15 protein-coding genes, 1 pseudogene and 1 riboswitch are annotated in these 19437 nt (G+C 65.2%); of the genes and pseudogenes, 11 read left to right on the top strand and 5 right to left on the bottom strand.

The genetic code is table 11. The annotated features are described in order from the left end of the window. Positions 1 to 105 precede the first annotated feature (105 nt). Positions 106 to 1263, top strand: a pseudogene (locus tag ACFFN1_RS12765) (SLC13 family permease); the annotation flags it as partial. Positions 1264 to 1337: 74 nt separating this feature from the next. Next, the gene (locus tag ACFFN1_RS12760) at positions 1338 to 2414 is read left to right on the top strand and encodes an NADH:flavin oxidoreductase/NADH oxidase (RefSeq protein ID WP_376841163.1); all 1077 of its coding nucleotides are present in this window, start codon (positions 1338 to 1340) and stop codon (positions 2412 to 2414) included. 29 nt (positions 2415 to 2443) lie between these two features. Here ACFFN1_RS12760 and ACFFN1_RS12755 read toward each other — a convergent pair whose 3' ends face one another. Both ACFFN1_RS12755 and ACFFN1_RS12750 read right to left on the bottom strand, forming a co-directional pair. Then, on the bottom strand, positions 2444 to 2866 hold the full coding sequence (locus ACFFN1_RS12755) for a DMT family transporter (protein WP_376841162.1): 423 nt from the start codon (positions 2864 to 2866) through the stop codon (positions 2444 to 2446). Further along, the gene (locus tag ACFFN1_RS12750; RefSeq protein ID WP_376841161.1) at positions 2863 to 3174 is read right to left on the bottom strand and encodes a DMT family transporter; all 312 of its coding nucleotides are present in this window, start codon (positions 3172 to 3174) and stop codon (positions 2863 to 2865) included. Before ACFFN1_RS12750 ends, ACFFN1_RS12755 begins: the two co-directional genes overlap by 4 nt. Before the next feature lie 6 nt (positions 3175 to 3180). Further along, positions 3181 to 3245: riboswitch (guanidine-III (ykkC-III) riboswitch) on the bottom strand. A gap of 194 nt (positions 3246 to 3439) precedes the next feature. Here ACFFN1_RS12750 and ACFFN1_RS12745 point away from each other — a divergent pair. Further along, the gene (locus ACFFN1_RS12745; RefSeq protein WP_376841160.1) at positions 3440 to 4093 is read left to right on the top strand and encodes an MBL fold metallo-hydrolase; all 654 of its coding nucleotides are present in this window, start codon (positions 3440 to 3442) and stop codon (positions 4091 to 4093) included. Between the two features lie 68 nt (positions 4094 to 4161). Here the strand turns inward: ACFFN1_RS12745 and ACFFN1_RS12740 are convergent, their stop codons facing one another. Next, on the bottom strand, positions 4162 to 4791 hold the full coding sequence (locus ACFFN1_RS12740; RefSeq protein ID WP_376841159.1) for a PH domain-containing protein: 630 nt from the start codon (positions 4789 to 4791) through the stop codon (positions 4162 to 4164). 393 nt (positions 4792 to 5184) lie between these two features. On the opposite strand from ACFFN1_RS12740, the gene ACFFN1_RS12735 reads away from it, so the two are divergent. The 4 genes from ACFFN1_RS12735 (at position 5185) to ACFFN1_RS12720 (ending at position 11656) form a co-directional block, all read left to right on the top strand. Continuing rightward, positions 5185 to 6999 (top strand): ABC transporter family substrate-binding protein, encoded by a 1815-nt coding sequence (locus tag ACFFN1_RS12735; protein ID WP_376841158.1) that lies wholly within the window; start codon positions 5185 to 5187, stop codon positions 6997 to 6999. Positions 7000 to 7104: 105 nt separating this feature from the next. Then, the gene (locus ACFFN1_RS12730) at positions 7105 to 8646 is read left to right on the top strand and encodes an ABC transporter permease (protein WP_376841157.1); all 1542 of its coding nucleotides are present in this window, start codon (positions 7105 to 7107) and stop codon (positions 8644 to 8646) included. Then, a complete protein-coding gene (locus ACFFN1_RS12725) occupies positions 8643 to 9854 on the top strand; it encodes an ABC transporter permease (protein ID WP_376841156.1) in 1212 nt (403 codons plus the stop codon). Before ACFFN1_RS12730 ends, ACFFN1_RS12725 begins: the two co-directional genes overlap by 4 nt. 11 nt (positions 9855 to 9865) lie before the next feature. Further along, a complete protein-coding gene (locus tag ACFFN1_RS12720) occupies positions 9866 to 11656 on the top strand; it encodes an ABC transporter ATP-binding protein (protein WP_376841155.1) in 1791 nt (596 codons plus the stop codon). A 311-nt stretch (positions 11657 to 11967) separates the two neighbouring features. On the opposite strand, the gene ACFFN1_RS12715 is transcribed toward ACFFN1_RS12720, so the two are convergent. Both ACFFN1_RS12715 and ACFFN1_RS12710 read right to left on the bottom strand, forming a co-directional pair. After that, a complete protein-coding gene (locus ACFFN1_RS12715; protein ID WP_376841154.1) occupies positions 11968 to 13212 on the bottom strand; it encodes a S1 family peptidase in 1245 nt (414 codons plus the stop codon). A 409-nt stretch (positions 13213 to 13621) separates the two neighbouring features. After that, a complete protein-coding gene (locus ACFFN1_RS12710; RefSeq protein WP_376841153.1) occupies positions 13622 to 14863 on the bottom strand; it encodes a S1 family peptidase in 1242 nt (413 codons plus the stop codon). A 151-nt stretch (positions 14864 to 15014) separates the two neighbouring features. Here ACFFN1_RS12710 and ACFFN1_RS12705 point away from each other — a divergent pair, with 151 nt between their 5' ends. The 4 genes from ACFFN1_RS12705 (at position 15015) to typA (ending at position 19432) form a co-directional block, all read left to right on the top strand. Further along, positions 15015 to 15293 carry a hypothetical protein gene (locus tag ACFFN1_RS12705; protein WP_376841152.1) on the top strand — a complete coding sequence of 93 codons (279 nt, stop codon included), beginning with the start codon at positions 15015 to 15017 and terminating at the stop codon, positions 15291 to 15293. Between the two features lie 101 nt (positions 15294 to 15394). Next, positions 15395 to 16699, top strand: coding sequence for a histidine kinase (locus tag ACFFN1_RS12700; RefSeq protein ID WP_376841151.1), 1305 nt, complete (start codon positions 15395 to 15397; stop codon positions 16697 to 16699). Continuing rightward, complete coding sequence (locus tag ACFFN1_RS12695) at positions 16686 to 17393, top strand: response regulator (protein ID WP_376841150.1); 708 nt, start codon at positions 16686 to 16688, stop codon at positions 17391 to 17393. Before ACFFN1_RS12700 ends, ACFFN1_RS12695 begins: the two co-directional genes overlap by 14 nt. Positions 17394 to 17530: 137 nt before the next feature. Continuing rightward, complete coding sequence (typA, locus tag ACFFN1_RS12690; RefSeq protein WP_376841149.1) at positions 17531 to 19432, top strand: translational GTPase TypA; 1902 nt, start codon at positions 17531 to 17533, stop codon at positions 19430 to 19432. Positions 19433 to 19437 lie beyond the last annotated feature (5 nt).

The following is a 19437-nucleotide window of genomic DNA, read 5'->3' as shown; positions in this document are numbered from 1 at the left end:
TGGTAGATCAGGTGGTTAGCGCTTCTGATCCTCGGGGACCTCGACCCCTACCCGCCAACCAGCACCCGACGAACCTCACCCCCACCGGATGTCCGAAGAGCCTTCATGGGCGAGCGCACCGGCGCGCTCATCGCCGGGTTCATGATCGCCACCGCGTTCCTGTCGATGTGGGTGTCGAACACGGCGACGGCCGTGCTCATGCTGCCGATCGGCCTGTCGGTCCTCGTCCTCGTCAACGAGGCGATGGCGAAGTCCGGCGGCGAGACCCTGGAGGACTCTGAGCAGGCCGACGACGACGCCACCGGCACCGACGGCGTCCTGCAGTCGCGCTTCGGCACCGCCCTCATGCTCGGCATCGCCTATGCCGCCTCGATCGGCTCGGTCGCCACGATCATCGGCACCCCTCCGAACACGCTGCTGGTCGGCTACCTGCGGGAGAACCAGGACATCGACATCCAGTTCGGCCAGTGGATGCTCGTCGGCACCCCGGTCGCGGTCGTCATGCTCGCCGGCGCCTGGTTCGTGCTGACGAAGATGTTCTTCAAGCCCGAGATCGACAGGATCCCCGGCGGCCGCGACCTCATCCGCCGCGAGATGGACAAGCTCGGCCCCGTCTCCCAGGGCGAATGGCGGGTCCTCGCCCTCTTCGTGCTCGCCGCCGTGTCGTGGATCGCGATCCCCATCATCTTCGAAGAACCGCCGATCGACGATGCCGGCATCGCCATGCTCATCGGCCTGCTGCTGTTCTTCATGCCCGCCGGCCACGCCCGCGGCGTGCGGCTGCTCGACTGGGAGTCGGCTGTCGAACTGCCCTGGGGCGTGCTGCTGCTCTTCGGCGGCGGCCTGGCGCTGTCGGACCAGTTCACCAAGACCGGCCTGACCGACTGGATCGGCGAATCGGTCCAGGCGCTCAACTGGATGCCGCTGCTCGCCCTCGTCATCATCCTCGCCGCCGGCATCATCTTCCTCACCGAGATCACCTCGAACACCGCAACCGCTGCGACGTTCATCCCGGTCGTCGCCGGTGTCGCGATCGGTCTGGGCTACGATCCGCTGCTGCTGACCGTCCCGGTCGCCATCGCGGCCACCTGTGCCTTCATGCTCCCGGTCGCCACCCCGCCCAACGCGGTGGCCTACGGCTCCGGCTATGTGCGCATCGCCGATATGGTCAAGGGCGGTCTCGTCCTCAACATCATCGGCATCGTCATCATCACGATCGTCACGATGACGATCGCGGTGGGAGTCTTCTCGATCGCCCTGTGAGCGGCAGAGCCGTCATGCCCTCCGCCTGCTGAACAGCCCGCAGGACCCTGCAGAGCAGCAGCTAGGCTGAGGGCATGGCGAAGCTCTTCGAACCGATCACCCTGCGCGGACTCACCGTCCGCAACCGCGTCTGGCTCGCACCGATGTGCCAGTACTCCTGTGAGGACCGCGACGGCATGCCCGGCACCTGGCACCTCGTGCACCTCGGCGCCCGCGCCACCGGCGGCTTCGGCCTCATCCTCACCGAGGCGGCCGCAGTGCTGCCGGAGGGACGGATCTCACCGCAGGACGCTGGCATCTGGTCCGATGCCCACACCGAGGCGTGGTCCCCGATCGTCGACTTCGCCCACTCCCAGGGCGTGGCGATCGGCATGCAGCTCGCCCATGCCGGCCGCAAGGCCAGCACCTACCGTCCGTTCTACGGCGAACCCTCCGGCTCCGTTCCCGAGGCGGCCGGCGGCTGGGCGACGCTCGGCCCCTCGGCTGTCGCCTTCGACGGGCTGGCAGAGCCTGCCGCGCTCAGCACTGAGGCCATCGCCGAGGTGGTCGAGGCCTTCGCTGCTGCCGCCCGCCGGGCCGATGCGGCCGGTTTCGACACCGTCGAAATCCACGCCGCCCACGGCTACCTCCTCCACTCCTTCCTCTCACCGCTGTCCAATGTCCGCGATGATGCATACGGCGGCGATCTGGCCGGCCGCTCCCGCCTGCTCATGGAGGTCTTCGCTGCCGTGCGCGCGGCGTTCCCGGCCGAGAAGCCGGTGCTCGTGCGGATCTCGGCGACCGAATGGACCGCCGGCGGCTTCGACATCGCCGAGGCCACCGAGGTCGCCATCGCCCTGCAGGATGCCGGCTGCGATCTCATCGACGTGTCCTCCGGCGGCAATGTCATCGCCGACATCCCCATCGGCCCGTCCTATCAGGTGCCGCTGGCCGCGGAGATCTCCGCCGCCGGAGTCACCACCGGCACGGTCGGACTCATCACCGAACCCGCACAGGCTGAGAGCATCCTCGTCTCCGGTGATGCCGAAGTCGTGCTGCTGGCCCGGGCTGGGCTGCGCGAACCGGCCTGGCCGCAGCGGGCCGCCCATGCCCTGGGGCTCAACTGGCGGGAGGCGCCCTACCCGCTGCAGTACACGCGCGGGAAATGGTGAGCCGCTGAGGCGGCGTGCCCGGCGTTCGCCTACGGCTGCTGGCCCTCCGCTCCCGAGGTGGGGCCCGCCTCGGCGGCGGTGCCCGCACCGCTCGTGAGCTGCAGTCCGGCGACGCCGGCGACGATGAGCGCCAGACACGCGATCTTCGCCGGCCCGAACTCCTCGCCGAGCACCGCCGACCAGCCGGCGGTCGTGGCCGCGCCGATGCCGGTCCAGATCGCATAGGCGGTGCCCATCGGGATCGCCCGCATCGCATAGGCCAGTCCGGTCAGCGAGAGCGTCAGGCCGAGCGCGAAGAGCGCCGCCCGGCCCAGGTGCAGGACTCCGGCGGCCAGCACGCCGGCCCAGATCGCCTCGGCCATTCCGGAGAACAGCAGCGCCAGCCAGTGCCGGATCGCAGCGCGCTGCGGTGCGGGAGCCGGCTGCGGTGATGGGCTGTGCGGTGCGGTCATGACAGCACCTGCAGTCCGACGACACCGGTGATGATCGCAGCGACACAGGCGATGCGGGTGAGGCTCAGTCGTTCGGTGCCGCGCAGGGCGCCGAGGGCGAGGGTGGTGACAGCGCCGACGGCGACCCATGCGGCATAGCCGGAGCCGACGGGCACCTCCTGCAGGCCCCAGGCGAGGCCGGCCATCGAGATGAAGCCGCCGGCGGTGAAGAGGGCGGCACGCGGCAGGAAACGCAGATGGCGGGCGGCCAGCGCGAAGGCCCACATCGCTTCGAAGGCCCCGGAGATGATGAGAACAGTCCAGTGCATAAGAGAAGTCGGCCGTCTTTGCGCTGGGCGGGTACGGCTCCCTCGTCCGCTGGCACTGTCGGTGCCTGCCGGTCACGATAGCACTGCGCACACTGTGGCGCCCCGACGCTGCGGCCCTGGTACTGTAACCCCGCCCTACAGCCCCGACGCTGCAGTCCCGGAACTGTAGCCCCGCGGCACACCGCCCGACTAGGCTGAAGAGACAGCCTGCCCGCACCGCCGGGCGGCACATCCGATGCACGGCACCCGACATGAGGAGATCGCCATGGACCTGCAGCTCACCGATGTCTCCCTCCGCTCGATCGCGGTCTCGGAGATGAGCAACAACGTCTACCTGCTCACCTCCGCCACGACCGGCCGGCAGGTCATCATCGATGCCGCCGACGATGTCGAGGCGATCGAAGCACTCGTCGAGGCCGGAGCGAAGGACGGGCCGGCCGGCGCCGCACACGTGACCGATGTGCTCACCACCCATCGCCACTGGGATCATGTGCGCGCACTCAAGCCGATCGCTGAACGCTATGACGCTCGCACCGTTGCCGGCGCCAACGATGCCGAGGCGATCACCGAGGAGTCCGGGCAGCCCATCGACCATCCGGTGGCCCACGGAGAGACCCTGTCCTTCGACGGCTTCAGCCTGGAGGTCATCGAGCTGCGCGGCCACACCCCGGGATCGGTGGCCTACGTGCTGCGCGACTCCGGGGGAGAAGTCGTCATCTTCTCCGGTGACAGCCTGTTCCCCGGCGGCCCGGGAAAGACATGGAGCAGTGAGGACTTCGCATCGCTCATGGACGACCTGGAGGAGCGGATCTTCGATGTCTTCGATGACGCCGTCCATGTGCTGTCCGGCCACGGTGACCCCACCACGCTCGGCGCTGAACGTCCGCAGATCCCGGAATGGCGGGCGCGCGGCTGGTGAGCTGAGCTGGCTGAGCTGATCCTGCCGAGCGCAGGTGCTTCTCTGCGCTGTTGCAGCGCAGTGGTCGCTCAGCTCAGCTGCAGCCACACAAGCGCCGCGAGCGCCCACACACCGGTGAGCAGCAGCACGCTGATGACACCGGTGTTCCAGCGGTGCTGCGGCGCTGCGTCTTCGAGCACCGGATCGCTGAGGAATCCCTGGCGTTCAAGCTCAGCGTGGTAGTCGACGACGGCGATGATGAGCGGATTGGCGGCATCACGCGCCTGCGCCGCTGCCGAGGTGCCGGCTGGCCAACGCGGTCCGGGTACCGCGCGCTTCATCGCCCGCGGCATCGCCCAGGCCGATTCATGCGTGTCCCAGCGGGTGCGCACGGCCAAGCCGTAGCGCAGATCGAAGTCTGCGACCGCCGGCCAGGGGATGGGCGTGGTGCGCAGGATGTTAACGAACTCCAGCCCAGCAGGAGAGATCGTCACCCGCGGCTGCCAGTACAGCGCCCACACCACGGCTGCGCCGAAGAGCGGGATGCCGATGAGCAGCGCTGCGGTCAGCGGCGTGAACTGGTAGACGATGCTGATCGCTGCGGCAGCGGCGACGACGATGGCGGCGCCGGCCAGCAGTCGTGAGCCGAACTGCTGCAGCACGCCCTCCTCGGGAAAGCGCGGCGGCTCGGAGCGTGAGCGAGTCAGCAGCGAGAACATGGGCTCCACCTTAATCGACGAGCCGGATGCGCAGGCGCCGCCGCGGTGCCGCGCAGCCAGGCGATCCCGAGGCGTGATGCCGCCCGGCGGCATGTCCAGCGCGGTGCGCGCATGAGGCTGCTGAGCGGGGAGTCCCCCGAGCGCAGACGCGGGGCACAGAGTGTGATCCAGGATGCAATTTCATGCAGTGATCTGCACAACATGCAGCAGTTCATTCACTGACGTCTCAAATCGGTAACGATAGCCGTGATAACCCGGATTGTGCACTCAGTCACATGGTCCGGTGGCCTAGCTTTGGTTCCAACCCCACTTCACTCATGAAGTGTTCACCTGGCAGTCATGAAAGACCATGCTGCCAGGTGTGATTGTGAAATCGACATATAAGGAGTCGACGTGAAAAGAGGCATTTTCACCGCAGCTGCCGGTGTGGCGGCGACAGCAATGCTGCTGTCCGCCTGCACCCCACCCGGTGACGGTGGCGGCGATGGAGGCGCAGGCGGTGGCGGCGGAGAAGTCAGCGTCATGTGGAACCAGCCGTTCTACTCCATGAACAACAACACCTCCGCGACGAATAACGTCACCAACGCGAACGTCGTGTACATGATGAACGACTCGTTCAAGTACTACGACGAGAACTTGGAGCTGCAGGACAACACCTCCTTCGGCACTGTTGAGAAGGTTTCGGATGACCCGCTGAAGGTCAAGTACACCTACTCCGACAACGCCAAGTGGTCCGACGGCACTCCGGTCGACGCAGCTGACCTCGTGCTCGCCTGGGCTGCTCAGAGCGGCAACTTCAACACCACCGAGGACGCTGAGCGCGACGACGAAGGCAATGTTGAGGACGCCGGCGGCGATGTCTTCTTCGACGCCGCAGCGCCGGGCCTGGCGCTCATCAAGGACTTCCCGGAGATCTCCGAAGACGGCAAGGAAATCACCTTCGAGTACAGCAAGCCCTTCGCCGACTGGGAGACCAACCTGACGATCGGTGACTCCGGCATGCCGGCACACATCGTCGCCAAGAACTCGATCGACGTCGAAGATCCCGAAGAGGCCAAGCAGGCCGTCCTCGACGCCATCGAGAACAACGACAAGGAGAAGCTGGCGAAGATCGCCGAGTTCTGGAACACCGGCTTCAACATGACTTCGATGCCGGACAATGAGGATCTCATCGTCGGCAGCGGCCCGATGAAGATGACCGAGTTCAGCGAAGGCCAGTACCTGACCCTCGAGGCTCGCGACGACTACGAGGGCGACCGCAAGCCGAACGTCTCGAAGATCACGATCCGCTACAACGAGGACCCGATGGCGGCCGTCCAGGCGCTGGAGAACGGCGAAGTCCAGCTCATCAACCCGCAGTCGACCGCTGACGTCCTCCAGGCCGTCGAAGCGATCGACGGTGTGGAGAACATGACCGCCGACGGCGCCACCTACGAGCACGTCGACCTGACCTTCGACAACAACGGCCCGTTCGACCCGGCCTCCTACGGCGGCGACGAGGAGAAGGCCAAGAAGGTCCGCGAAGCCTTCCTCATGTCGATCCCGCGCGGCAAGATCGTCAACGACATCATCAAGCCGCTCAACGACTCCGCTGAGGTCCGCGACTCCTTCACCCAGGTCCCCGGTGCCCCGGACTACGAAAAGGTCGTCGAAGCCTCCGGCATCAAGAACATCTACGGTGAAGGCAATGCCGAAGAAGCGAAGAAGATGCTCGAAGAGGCCGGTGTCGATGAGGCACCGAAGGTCCGCCTCCTCTACGCGAAGGGCAACAGCCGCCGTGAGCAGGAGTTCCAGCTCATCAAGGAGTCGGCTGACGCGGCTGGCTTCGAGGTCCTCGACAGCGCATCGGAGACCTGGTCTGAGGAGCTCGGCAGCGGCGAGTACGACGCTTCGCTCTTCGGCTGGCAGTCCACCTCGACCGCTGTGACCGAATCGGATGCGAACTTCCGCACCGGTGGTCAGAACAACTTCGGCGGTTACTCCAACGACGAGGTCGACTCGCTCTACGACGAGCTGCAGACCGAAACCGACCCGGCCCGCCAGGCCGAGCTGCTCGGTGAAGTTGAGAAGCACCTGGTGAACGACGCATTCGGCGTCACGCTGTTCCAGTTCCCGGAGATCGTCGCCTACTCGGATCAGCTGCAGAACGTGAAGTCGATGACCGTGTCGCCGACCATGTTCTGGAACTTCTGGGAGTGGGAGATCTGAGTTAGAGGCTCTCGACTCTGAGAGCTCTGTGCTCTGACCGGCGGGGGTGCTGGATCCCGGCACCCCCGCCGTCTCCTGCCCAACGACATTCTTGGGAAGACCGTTATGTTCAGATACCTCGCCAGACGATTCCTATCGGCTGCTCTTGTCATGCTCGTCGTGACATTTCTCATGTACGTCCTCATCGATATCGCGATCGATCCGCTTGAGGACCTGCGTACCTCCACATCCCCGAACGCGGCCCAGCTCATGGAGAACCGCGTCAAACTCCTCCAGCTCGACGTACCCTCACCCATTCGCTACTTCTGGTGGCTCGGCGGAGTCGGCGGCTGCTTCATCGGTCAGTGCGATCTCGGCGCTTCGTGGGTTTCTGGTCAGGAAGTGACCAGCCTGCTGCAGGGCGCGATCGCCAACTCGGTCAAGCTCGTCTTCGTCGCAACCTTCGTCTCGATCCTGCTCGGCGTGACCGTCGGCCTCGTTTCGGCCATCCGCCAGTACACCGGATTCGACTACGCCATCACCTTCATCACCTTCCTGCTCTACTCGCTGCCCGTCTTCTGGGTCGCTGTGCTCCTCAAGCAGTACGGCGCGATCGAGTTCAACAACTTCCTGCGCAACCCAGAGGTCAACTGGCTGGCAGTGACGGTGATCGCACTCATCGCCGGCGCCTTCTGGATGGGCGCGATGGGCGGCAGCGGCCGCCGACGCCTCATCAACTTCTCGGCCGGCACACTCGTGACCTTCGGGCTTCTAGCATTCCTGTTCGGCTCGAACTGGCTGCTGCAGCCGGGCATCGGCCTCATCGGAGTGACCGTGTCCTCGCTGGCTGCTGCATTCCTCGTCACCCACCTCTCGACCGGTCTGAGCAACAAGCGTGCGCTCTATGCCGCTCTGACGACCGCCGTGCTCGGTGGCGTGTTCTACTACGCGATGCAGTGGTTCTTCTACTTCGTTCCGGCCAACTGGTTCATCATCATCGCTCTGTTCATCGTCGCTGTGCTGGTGGGCGTCGGCGTCGGCTTCGCCTTCGGCGGACCGGACAAGATCGCCTCCGCCCGCACGGCTTCGATCGTGGCGATGATCGCCTCGCTGCTGGTCTTCATCGACCGCAATATGCAGGTGTGGGCCGGCTACTCGAACCTGCCGCAGATCCGCGGCAGGCCGATCGCCACGATCGGCGCAGCCACCCCCGGACTGCAGGGCGACTTCTGGTACCACACCGTCGACAGCTTCACCCACCTGCTGCTGCCGTCGATCGCCCTCGTCCTCATCTCGTTCGCAACGTACACGCGCTATGCGCGCGGTTCGATGCTCGAGGTGATGAACCAGGACTACATCCGCACTGCCCGCGCCAAGGGCCTGACCGAGCGCACCGTCATCATGCGCCACGCACTGCGCAATGCGCTGCTGCCGCTGGCCTCGATCGTGCCGGTCGACATCATCACCCTCATCGGCGGTGCTGTGCTGACCGAGACGATCTTCGGCTGGGCCGGCATGGGCAGGATGTTCGTCGACTCGCTCGGCAAGGCGGACATCGACCCTGTCATGGCCTACATCCTCATCACCGGCATACTCGCGGTCGTCGCCAACATCGTGGCTGACTTCGTCTATGCCATTCTCGACCCACGGATTCGGGTGAACGCATGACCACCTCACTTCCAGATCCCTCGAAACACGAGGACGACCACACGCTCGAAGGCGACAACGCGATCGAGGCGCACGAGACCGCCGGCCTGTCACAGGGCCAGATCGTCTGGCGCCGGTTCATCCGGCACAAGGGCGCCATCACCGGCCTGTCGGTGGTGCTGCTCATCGCGATCCTGGCCTATTCCTCCGTCGGTGTCGGCCCGATCCCGGGCTGGTGGAAGTTCAACCACTACAACACCAACGACGTCATCAACGGCGGTGCTCCCACCTGGCAGCTGTCGAATGTGTTCGCCATCGGCGACCATCCGTTCGGCCAGGACGATATCGGCCGCGACAACTTCGCCCGCGTCATGAAGGGCACCCAGATCTCGATCATGGTGATGATCGTCATGGGCACGATCTCGCTCGTCGTGGGTGTGCTCGTCGGTTCGCTGGCCGGCTACTACCGCAAGCGCGTCGACGATGTGCTCATGCGCATCACCGATCTGTTCATCACCCTGCCGGTGATCGTCGTCGGTGCTGTGCTCGGTGTGCTGGCAGGCAAGTACTCCTCGCCGCTGCTGCTGGCGATCTGCCTGGGCCTCATCCTGTGGCCGGGCCTGGCGCGCCTGGTGCGCGGTGACTTCCTGTCGCTGCGTGAACGCGAATTCGTCGACTCCGCCCGCGTGGCCGGAGCCAGCGACTTCCGCATCATCTTCAAGCACATGCTGCCGAATGCGATGGGCGTCATCATCGTCAACACGACGCTGCTCATGAGCCAGGCGATCGTGCTGGAGACGGCACTGTCCTTCCTGGGCTTCGGCGTCAGCGCTCCCGATGTGTCGCTCGGCCAGCTCATCAACGAGTACCAGAGCTCGTTCTCCACCCGCCCATGGCTGTTCTGGTGGCCGGGCCTGTTCATCATCATCATCGCCCTGTGCGTCAACTTCATCGGTGACGGCCTGCGCGATGCCTTCGACCCGCGCCAGAAGCGCATCCCGTCGAAGAAGGAGATGCTCAAGGCCCAGATCCGCAGCGCTGAGAATGCGGAGGAGAAGGCCGCTGTGGCCGTTGCCACCGGCGCCGGTGCGACCGGTGAGCCGTATGCCGAGAATGCTCCGGCTGAAGGAGCCGACCGGCCCGGACCCGGCGGCACCGTGAACACGCACGGTGAGGCAGAGGCCGACGGCCCGGATGCGGCAGACGACACCGATGGACCGAAGCACTAGGAGGGGCTGACATGACTGAGAAGAAGGACAACGCTGCCCCGATCCTGTCGGTGCAGAACCTGGGAGTGAACTTCTGGGTCAGCGGTGAGTGGTTCACCGCTGCAGAGGGGCTGAGCTACGAGCTCTACCCCGGAGAAGTGCTGGCGATCGTCGGCGAATCGGGCTCGGGCAAATCACAGTCCTCGATGTCGCTCATCGGACTGCTGCCCAAGAACGGCCTGGCCACCGGCAGCGCCAAACTCGACGGCCGCGAACTCGTCGACATGCCGCTGCCGCAGATGCAGCGCATCCGCGGCAAGGAGATCTCGGTGATCTTCCAGGAGCCGATGACCGCGCTCAACCCGGTCTACACCTGCGGCTTCCAGATCGTCGAGACCCTGCGCACGCACTTCGATATGGGGCCCTCGGCCGCGAAAGAACGGGCGCTCGAGCTCATGCGCCTGGTCGACATCCCAGAGCCGGAACGACGCTTCGACTCGTTCCCCCACCAGCTCTCGGGCGGTCAGCGCCAGCGCATCATGATCGCCCAGGCACTGGCCTGCGATCCGAGACTGCTCATCGCCGATGAGCCGACCACCGCGCTCGACGTCACCGTGCAGGCGGAGATCCTCAAGCTCATGCGCGACCTGCGTGAGCGGATCGACTCCGGCATCATCCTCATCACCCACGACATGGGCGTGGTCGCCGATATGGCCGACCGGATCCTGGTGATGAAGAACGGCCGAGTCGTCGAAACCGGCACCGCTGATGAGATCTTCTACAACCCGCAGCACCCCTACACCAAGCAGCTGCTTGCCGCGGTGCCGCATCTGGGTGAGGAAGAAGATCACGTCTTCGGCGACTCGATCGACGACATCGAAGAAGCGCAGAGCGAGTCCATCCGCGACCGGTCGTGGGTGCCGGCGGACATCTCGCTGGAATCCACCGACACGATCGAGCACCCGGACACGGAGCTCGATGAGTCGCAGACTCCTGCGCTCAAGCTCACCGATGCTGCGATCGAATACCCGAAGATCGGCCGCACTCCGGCCTTCCGCGCCGCCCACAACATCAACCTCTCGATCGCCCCTGGCGAGGTCGTCGGTCTGGTGGGCGAATCGGGCTCGGGCAAGACGACGATCGGGCGTGCGGCGCTCGGTCTGCTGCCGGTGGTCGAAGGTTCGCTGGAGATCAACGGCACGGACATCACGAACATGAGCAACCGGGAGCTGCGGCCGCTGCGCCGGGATGTCGGCATCGTGTTCCAGGACCCGGGCTCCTCGCTCAACCCCCGCCTGCCGGTGGGTGAGTCGATCGGCGAGCCGATCTACCTGCACGAGAAGCTCAAGGGTGCTGAGCTCAACAAGCGGGTCGAGGCGCTGCTCGATTCCGTCGAGCTGCCCAAGTCGATGCGCAACCGCTACCCGCACGAGCTCTCGGGCGGCCAGCGTCAGCGCATCGGCATCGCCCGCGCGCTGGCACTGCAGCCCAAGCTGCTCATCGCCGATGAGCCGACCTCGGCACTCGATGTGTCGGTGCAGGCGAAGGTGCTGGAGCTGTTCCAGCAGCTGCAGCGCGAACAGGGCTTTGCCTGCCTGTTCATCTCCCACGACCTCGCTGTTGTGGAGATGCTCGCACGCCGCGTGGCCGTGATGCGCCACGGCTACCTCGTGGAGGTCGGAACCTCCAGCGACATCGTCGCCGAACCGGTCCACCCGTACACCCAGCGTCTGCTCGCTGCGGTGCCGGTGCCGGATCCCACTGAGCAGCGTCGTCGTCGCGAAGCCCGCGATGCGATGATCGCCGCTACCCGCGAGGACTGAGCACCATCTGACAGCTGTTCGCACAGCGAAGCGGAGGGAGACCAGCTGACTGGTCTCCCTCCGCTGCTGTGTGGCATCTGTCCGCTGCAGTGCCTGCGCCTCTGCAGGACCACGCCCTCACACAGTCGCAAATACGAGGCCCCGGGGCCTCAGACAGGGGGAGAAGCATGCCTGAGACCACCGGACCGCTCGGCACACACAGCGCCGGGGCGAAGCATCTGCCTCGCCCCGGCGCCGCGGGCCCGACGGCCCCACCTTTGTGATTCACCCCGTGAGGGGCCGGGGAACCGTCAGCTGAGTGGATCAGCTCATCACTTGTGGCCGTACTCCAGGTTGTAGTAGTCCAGTGCGTCGGGCACCGGCTGGAAGTACGAGGATCCGTCGACGTAGCCGCCGTTGAAGCCGCAGTCCTGCCCGGCAGGTCCGCCGGAGGTCATGCCCACAGCCTGGTTGCCGGCGGTGTAGGCGCCACCGGAGTCACCAGCAGCCGTGCACACGGTCGACTCACCGAGGCCGGTGACCTGGGCGACGTCCTGACCCTGACCGTCCGAGTAGTTCACCGAGGCGTTGTAGCCGGTGACCTCACCACAGGTGACACCCGAGGTGGCGCCGGTGCGGCACAGCTCGGTGCCGATCGGAGCCTGCCAGGCACCCTCAGCCGAGCCGGTGATGCCAGCGTCCGAACCGTAGGTGTTGACGTCGGTGCTGACTTCGTTGCCCTCATTCAGCACCACATATCCGATGTCGCGGTCCGGCTGGCCGTCGTAGGACTTGAAGGCAGTCTCGCCGTGGGTGCCGAAGTCAACGCCGTCGACGGTGAAGCTCTCCTGGTCTTCGACGCAGTGGCCGGCCCACACCATGACGTGCTGGCCCGAGCTGTCGGTGGCGGGGAAGCCGGCCGAGCAGTAGCCGCCGCTGGCCATCGTGACCTTGTCGCCGCCGAGGGCAGTGGTGTGCAGCTCCTGGCGCTCGCCCTTCTGCACGTCGACAGCCGCACCGAACTCGGCAGCCTTGTCGAGCACAGCGGTGTCGGCGTTCGGATCGGTGACGGTCACAACGACGGCATCCTCAGCAACACGCGGGGCAACCGAGACGACATCGCTGTCATCGGCAGCGAGCTTCGAGAGCTCGTCTGCGATCTCATTGAGCTTGTTCTCGCCGTGCGCAGCATCCCGCACCTCGAAGCCGGCGGCCTCAGCAGCCTTCGCCTCAGCCGAACCGGCCGGCGCCTGCAGCACGAGCTTGTTCTCATCATTGAAGAACGCGCCGTCGTACGTGTTGCCGGCCTGAACCAGGTCGTAGTAGTCGTTGTTCTGCGTGAACTGCGCTTCCAGATGGTCCTTCTGAGCCGCAACGGTGCGGCCGGAGGACTCAGCCATGATCTTCAGCTCTTTCTCGCTGAACTTGGCCTCGACCTTCTTGACCTCTGGGGACTTCTGGATTGCGGTGTTGGCCGCGTCACCACTCGGTGCCGCGAGAGCTGGCAGTGCTGCAGCTCCCATACCTGCAAAGGCCAGCGAGCCGACGAGAGCTGCATGGACGATCGTGCGTTTCACGAGTTTTCTCCTTGAGAGAGTCGGACAGGTTGGTGCTCTCACTCTTCCGAAATCTCGGGATGCTGAACATTGCGCCTTGGTCTCACGTGCATGGACGAATGGCATAGACCGCCGGGCCCGAGGTGGTGGGCCCGGGATGTCCTCAGGCTCTGGTGACCGTGCGGTCAGATGGCGTTCAGGTTCGCCAGCCCCGCCTACAAGCGCCGGACAGCCTGCGTTCAGACTTCGCTACGACGTATGGCCACCTCACCCTCCGATCGTCGTAGGTGAGCGGCACCGGATGGCTGAAGTTTTTCTGCNGAAGCGCTGGGACGAATTATGCGATTCGTCCCAGCGCCCCGGGTCACCACACCCGTACCTTTGTGAGTAGCTGCCTCCGGTTCAGCCCTGCGGGGGCCAGGGAGATCGATCAGCTGTGGCCGTAGCGCAGACCGTAGTAGTTCAGCGCATCCTGCACCGGCTGGAAGTAGGAGGGGCCTCCCATGTATCCGCCGTTGAAGCCGCACCGCTGGTTCGACGGGCCGCCGGAGGTCATGCCGACTGCGTAGCCGCCGGCGGTGTAGGTGCCACCGGAGTCACCGGGAGCGGTGCACACCGAGGAGGTTCCGAGGCCGGAGACCTGGGCGACCGCGCGACCCTGGCTGTCGGAGTAGTTGACCGAGGCGTTGTAGCCGGTGACCTTGCCGCAGGTGACACCCGAGGTGGCGCCGGTGCGGCACATATCGGTGCCGACCGGAGCCTGCCAGACACCGCGATCGGCGTTGGTGATGCCGAAGTTCGAGCCGTAGGTGTTGACGCTGGTGCTCACCGAGTTGCCGGAGTTGACGTAGATCGCTCCAATGTCACGGTCGGGCTTGCCGTCGTAGGACTTGAAGGCGGTGGCTGCGAAGGTTCCGAAGGCGCTGCCGCCGACGGAGAAGTTCTGCTGACCTTCGACGCAGTGACCGGCCCAGATCATGACGTTGGTGCCGCCGGTGGTCGAGGCCGGGAATCCGGCCGAGCAGTAGCTGCCGGGCACGGAGACCTTGTCGCCGCCGCGGGCGGTGGTGTGCAGGATATTGCGCTCGCCTTCGACGACGGTGACGGCGTCACCGTACTCGGCGGCCTTGTCGAGCACAGCTGACTTCGCATCGGAATCGGAGACGGTGATGACGACACGGTCGTCGATGATCTCCGGTGCGATCGAGGCGATGGCCGACCGGTCGCCATCCACCGAGTTGAGCGCATCGACGATCTCGTTGAGCTTGCTCTCGCCGTTCTGCGGGTCGCGGACCTCCAGGCCCTTCGCCTCGGCGGCCTTGGCCTCTGCCGAACCGGCAGCCGCCTGGACGACGAGGTCATTGTCCTCATTGAAGAACGCGCCGTCGAAGTCGTTGCCCTTCTGCGAGAGCTCGTACAGTTCGTTGTTCTGTTCAGCCTGGGCCTCGACGTACTCGCGCTGTTCGCTGACAGTGCGGCCTGAGGTCTCGGCCATGATCTTCAGCTCCTTGTCGCTGAAGACCGGATTGACCTTCTGCGCCTCCGGGCTCTCCTGGATGGCGGTGTCGGCCGTCTTGAGCGGTGCCGGTCCGGCAGCCGCGGGCAGTGCAGTTCCCACGCCGGTGAAGGCAAGTGCTCCAATCAGCACAGCGTGGACCAAGTGTCGTTTCACTGTTCTCTCCTCTGAGATGACCAATTTGGTGCCTCCGACTTTTGCAACACTGCAGGTGCCGCACTATTGGACCTTGGCGCCGGCAGCTAAGCTGAAAGGCGTATCTATGCACAGGTCGGCATACCTTTCGGGTTCAGCGGGAGGTGAGGTCGTGTTGCAGCTTTGCTCAGAATCCGGCGGCGGCACTCAGCTCGCGGTCAAGATGTTCGGTCTACGTCCTACGACGAAAGTGGTATTGGCTCACGTCACAGGAACAGGCATGATGGGGGTCATGAAGAAATCACTTGGCCTGACGCTGGCCGTTGCCGCGTTGTTGAGTCTCGGTAGTGTTTCCCCGGCTGCAGCCGTGCAGGCGAAGCCCGCGCCTGACTACCCCAACATCTGCTGGGTCTGGAAAGTCGCGCAGCTCTGCTCGAATGTGAAGGGATAGCGCTACAACGCAGTCTGCGCCGTGTACCTGCTAGCTGCATAGCCGGTACACGGCCGTCAGAGCGTCCGAAGGTCGCCGTATCGATGTAGTACCATCAACGAATGGCCGACGTGTGGGAGAACATGCCCTTGATTCGTCGCTTGAGTTCGCAAACCCAGCTCGGGCAGTTCGGCATCCCCGTGCTCCTGGCGCTTTTGCTCGTGGGTCTGGGGGTCATGGATTCGACTCAGGTCGAGCTCGCCGAATTCCCATTCGTTCCTCTTGCTCTGCTCGGAATCGGGCTTCTGACGATCCCGTTCTCACCTTGGATCATGGTCGGCGCCGTTGCCGGCGCAGGTGCATACCTATTCGTCACGAATACCACGTTCCTGGGAGTTGCAAGCCTGCTCCTGCCCGTCGTGGTTGCTTTTTTCGTCGCTCGTGGCTTCGTCAAGGCCGCGTTTGCGCTCAGTATCGTGTTCCTTGTGTCTGTTATGGCCCCGGGTCTCCGCGGGTATGACACCTCGATCCTTGTGTCCTCGCTGGTGTTCTGGGCCATCATTCTTGTTCTGGCTCTCGGAGCTGGGGGATTCATCCGATTCCTCCTTGGACGAGAGGAAGCAGCTGTTGAGCAGAATCGAAAGGCGCTGGACGAACTGAGTGCTCAACTCTCACGTGACCTCCACGACTCGGTCGGGGGAGTGCTGACACGGGTATCCCTGCTCGCCCAGCAGGCGCGCGCGGGTGGCGGGGACAAGGCGGCGGAGAATCTCGATCTCATCGTCGCCGAAACCCATGCTGCCAGCAGCGAAGTGCGCCTGCTCCTTCGGCGGCTCAGGGACGTCGACGACCTGATCCGGAGCGACGGAGCGGCAGAACCGGGGTCGGACGTTTCCCGCTCGGCCAAGAAGCCTTCGGTGGCCACACGCGCCGGCGACCCTGTTGTCGCACACGGCCCGATGACGGTTCGCCAGCTGCTGAAGTCCTATTCCGACCGGCTGCGAATCTATGGCTTCGCTGTCGAGAGCGCCGTCGAACCGCAGGCGGCCGAGGCCCTGGAGCAATACGTTCGGCTGCTCGGCAGGCTGCTGGATGAGAGCATCCTCAACACCATCAAATACGCCTCACCCGATGAGCCCGTGCATGCGGTTTTCACGCGGTCCGAAACGCATGTCAAAGTCGTGCTGAGCAACACCGAATCTCCGGAGGGCAATCCCAATCCTGCCGACAGCTCAGGTCTGGGCTTGGCAAATCTAGCCCGCGATATCGAGGCTGCAGGGGGTATTCTGACTACTGGCCGGCTGACACCGCCGGTCGTCGAAGGCGCCGAGGCCACGGAATCGCAGTGGCAGCTCTGCGTCGAACTCCCCGCAGCACCAGCCGGGCAGCCCGCGCCCCACACGGAGGTACCGAGTGACAATCGTTGAACCCTACGACCGCATCAGGGTCATCATCGCTGATGACGATGCCTTCACTCGAGACGCCATCGCTGAACTTCTCGGCAACGACGCCGCCATCAGCGTCGATTCCACATTCTCCGACGGTGCTGAGATGCTCGACGCGATCGAACCGCTCGGCAGCGACGCCGTGCAGAAGATCGACGTCATCCTGTGCGACATCTCCATGGCGGAGATCGGCGGCATCGAATCGACCCGCCGACTGCGGGCAGCAGGTGTGCGGGTGCCGATCATCCTGCTCACCTCCTTCGACAGCGAGGACAACCTCATCCAGGCGCTGGCCGCCGGCGCCAACGGATACCTCATCAAGACTGCCGACGTTGTGCAGATCCGTTCGGCGATCGACGCGGTGCTCAGCGGCACTGCGGTCATCTCGCCGGATGCTGCGGGCTTCGGCGCCACCATCGCCAACCCTGCGGAGGACTCCCAGGACTCCGGCGATGAGATCGCCGAACTCGGCCTGACAGACCGCGAAGAGAGTGTGCTCCACCTGCTGTGCCAGGGGCTGTCGAACCATGAGATCGCGCGCAACCTCGACATCCGCGAGGGTACCGTCAAAGTGCACGTCACCTCGGTCATGCGGAAATTCGAGGTCCGCTCCCGGCTCGAACTCGTCGTCGAGGCATTCAACTCGGGAATCGTCTCACCCGAAGGCGTGCACTGAGCATCGTCGAGTGCAGGGCACTGCCTGCTGGCCCCTATAATGGTGTGTTGGGTCAGAGCCCGTGAGAGGTGCGCGGAGACCTCGCCCGCCTGTGCTCCCACCGGGGTGCGGGCCGCACACAATCCTTGAGGACATTGATGACAGCACACACCGCTCGCCGCCTCGATCGCCGCAACATCGCGATCGTCGCCCACGTCGACCATGGAAAGACGACTCTGGTCGATGCGATGCTCAAACAGACCGGAGCGTTCGGCGACCACGGCGACGTGCAGGACCGCGTCATGGACTCCGGTGATCTCGAACGCGAGAAGGGCATCACCATCCTGGCGAAGAACACCGCCGTGCGCTACGACGGTCCCTCGGCCACCGACGGCCCACTCATCATCAACGTCATCGACACCCCCGGCCACGCTGATTTCGGCGGTGAGGTCGAGCGCGGCCTGTCCATGGTCGACGGCGTCGTCCTGCTCGTCGACGCCTCAGAGGGCCCGCTGCCGCAGACCCGGTTCGTGCTGCGCAAGGCGCTGGCCGCGAATCTGCCGGTCATCATCGTCATCAACAAGACCGACCGTGCCGACGCCCGGATCGCCGAAGTCGTCGACGAAGCCCAGGACCTGCTGCTCGGACTGGCGAGCGACCTCGCCGAAGAGCAGCCCGAGCTCGACGTCGACGCCGTGCTCGATGTGCCCGTCGTCTACGCCGCCGCCAAGGTCGCCCGCGCCTCCCTGCGCCGCCCGGCTGACGGCGATGTGCCTGACAACGACGACCTCGAACCGCTCTTCGCGACGATCCTCGAACACATCCCGGCCCCGGCCTACAACGATGACGGTGTCCTTCAGGCACACGTCACCAACCTCGACGCCTCACCGTTCCTCGGCCGACTGGCACTGCTGCGCATCTACGGCGGCACCCTGCGGAAGGGCCAGCAGGTCGCCTGGGCCCGCGGCAGCGACATCGGCCAGGCGAAGATCACCGAACTGCTCGAGACCAAGGGCCTCGACCGGGTTCCGGCCGAAGAGGCCTCCGCCGGTGACATCGTCGCGATCGCCGGCATCCCGGACATCATGATCGGCGACACGATCACCGACCTGGAGGATCCGCGGCCGATGCCGGCCATCGAGATCGACGAACCGGCGATCTCCATGACCATCGGCATCAACACCTCGCCGCTGGCCGGCCGTGAGAAGGGCACCAAGGTCACCGCCCGGATGGTCAAGGATCGCCTCGACTCCGAACTCGTCGGCAATGTCTCCCTGCGCGTGCTGCCCACCGACCGCCCTGACGCCTGGGAAGTCCAGGGGCGAGGCGAGCTGGCCCTGGCCGTGCTCGTCGAGCAGATGCGCCGTGAGGGCTTCGAGCTCACCGTCGGCAAACCGCAGGTCGTCACCCAGGAGATCGACGGCGTGCTCCACGAGCCCGTCGAGCAGATGACGATCGACGCCCCCGAAGAGCACCTCGGCGCGATCACCCAGCTCATGGCCTCCCGCAAGGGACAGATGGAGTCGATCAGCAACCATGGCACCGGCTGGGTCCGGATGGAGTTCCGGGTTCCCGCCCGCGGTCTCATCGGCTTCCGCACCCGCTTCCTCACCGAGACCCGGGGCACCGGCATCGCCAACTCCCTGTCCGCCGGCTATATGCCGTGGGCGGGCGATATCACCTTCCGCACCACCGGCTCGCTGGTGGCCGACCGCGCCGGATCGGTGACGCCGTATGCGATGCTCAATCTGCAGGACCGCGGCAGCTTCTTCGTCGAGCCGACCTCGGAGGTCTATGAGGGGCAGGTCGTCGGCGAGAACTCCCGCAATGAGGACATGGATGTCAACGTCACGAAGGAGAAGAAGCTGACGAATATGCGCTCAGCTTCGGCTGACACCTTCGAGAACCTCACTCCGCCGCGCACCCTGACGCTGGAGGAGAGCCTCGAATTCGCCAATGACGACGAGTGCGTCGAAGTGACCCCCACCCATGTGCGCATCCGCAAGGTCGTCCTCGACCAGAAGGAGCGCCACAAGATCTCCAGCCGCAAGAAGCACTGATCGCA

The sequence above is a fragment of the Brevibacterium otitidis genome (assembly GCF_042429315.1).
Lineage (GTDB): Bacteria > Actinomycetota > Actinomycetes > Actinomycetales > Brevibacteriaceae > Brevibacterium > Brevibacterium otitidis.
Note: the sequence above shows the minus strand (reverse complement) of the source record. Positions and strands in the feature narration are given on the sequence as shown.

Excerpts from the sequence above, each read along its gene's own strand:
- ACFFN1_RS12760 (WP_376841163.1), top strand. The coding sequence starts at position 1,338 with ATGGCGAAGCTCTTCGAACCGATCACCCTGCGCGGACTCACCGTCCGC.
- ACFFN1_RS12755 (WP_376841162.1), bottom strand. The coding sequence starts at position 2,866 with ATGACCGCACCGCACAGCCCATCACCGCAGCCGGCTCCCGCACCGCAG.
- ACFFN1_RS12750 (WP_376841161.1), bottom strand. The coding sequence starts at position 3,174 with ATGCACTGGACTGTTCTCATCATCTCCGGGGCCTTCGAAGCGATGTGG.
- ACFFN1_RS12745 (WP_376841160.1), top strand. The coding sequence starts at position 3,440 with ATGGACCTGCAGCTCACCGATGTCTCCCTCCGCTCGATCGCGGTCTCG.
- ACFFN1_RS12740 (WP_376841159.1), bottom strand. The coding sequence starts at position 4,791 with ATGTTCTCGCTGCTGACTCGCTCACGCTCCGAGCCGCCGCGCTTTCCC.
- ACFFN1_RS12730 (WP_376841157.1), top strand. The coding sequence starts at position 7,105 with ATGTTCAGATACCTCGCCAGACGATTCCTATCGGCTGCTCTTGTCATG.
- ACFFN1_RS12725 (WP_376841156.1), top strand. The coding sequence starts at position 8,643 with ATGACCACCTCACTTCCAGATCCCTCGAAACACGAGGACGACCACACG.
- ACFFN1_RS12720 (WP_376841155.1), top strand. The coding sequence starts at position 9,866 with ATGACTGAGAAGAAGGACAACGCTGCCCCGATCCTGTCGGTGCAGAAC.
- ACFFN1_RS12700 (WP_376841151.1), top strand. The coding sequence starts at position 15,395 with ATGGCCGACGTGTGGGAGAACATGCCCTTGATTCGTCGCTTGAGTTCG.
- typA (WP_376841149.1), top strand. The coding sequence starts at position 17,531 with ATGACAGCACACACCGCTCGCCGCCTCGATCGCCGCAACATCGCGATC.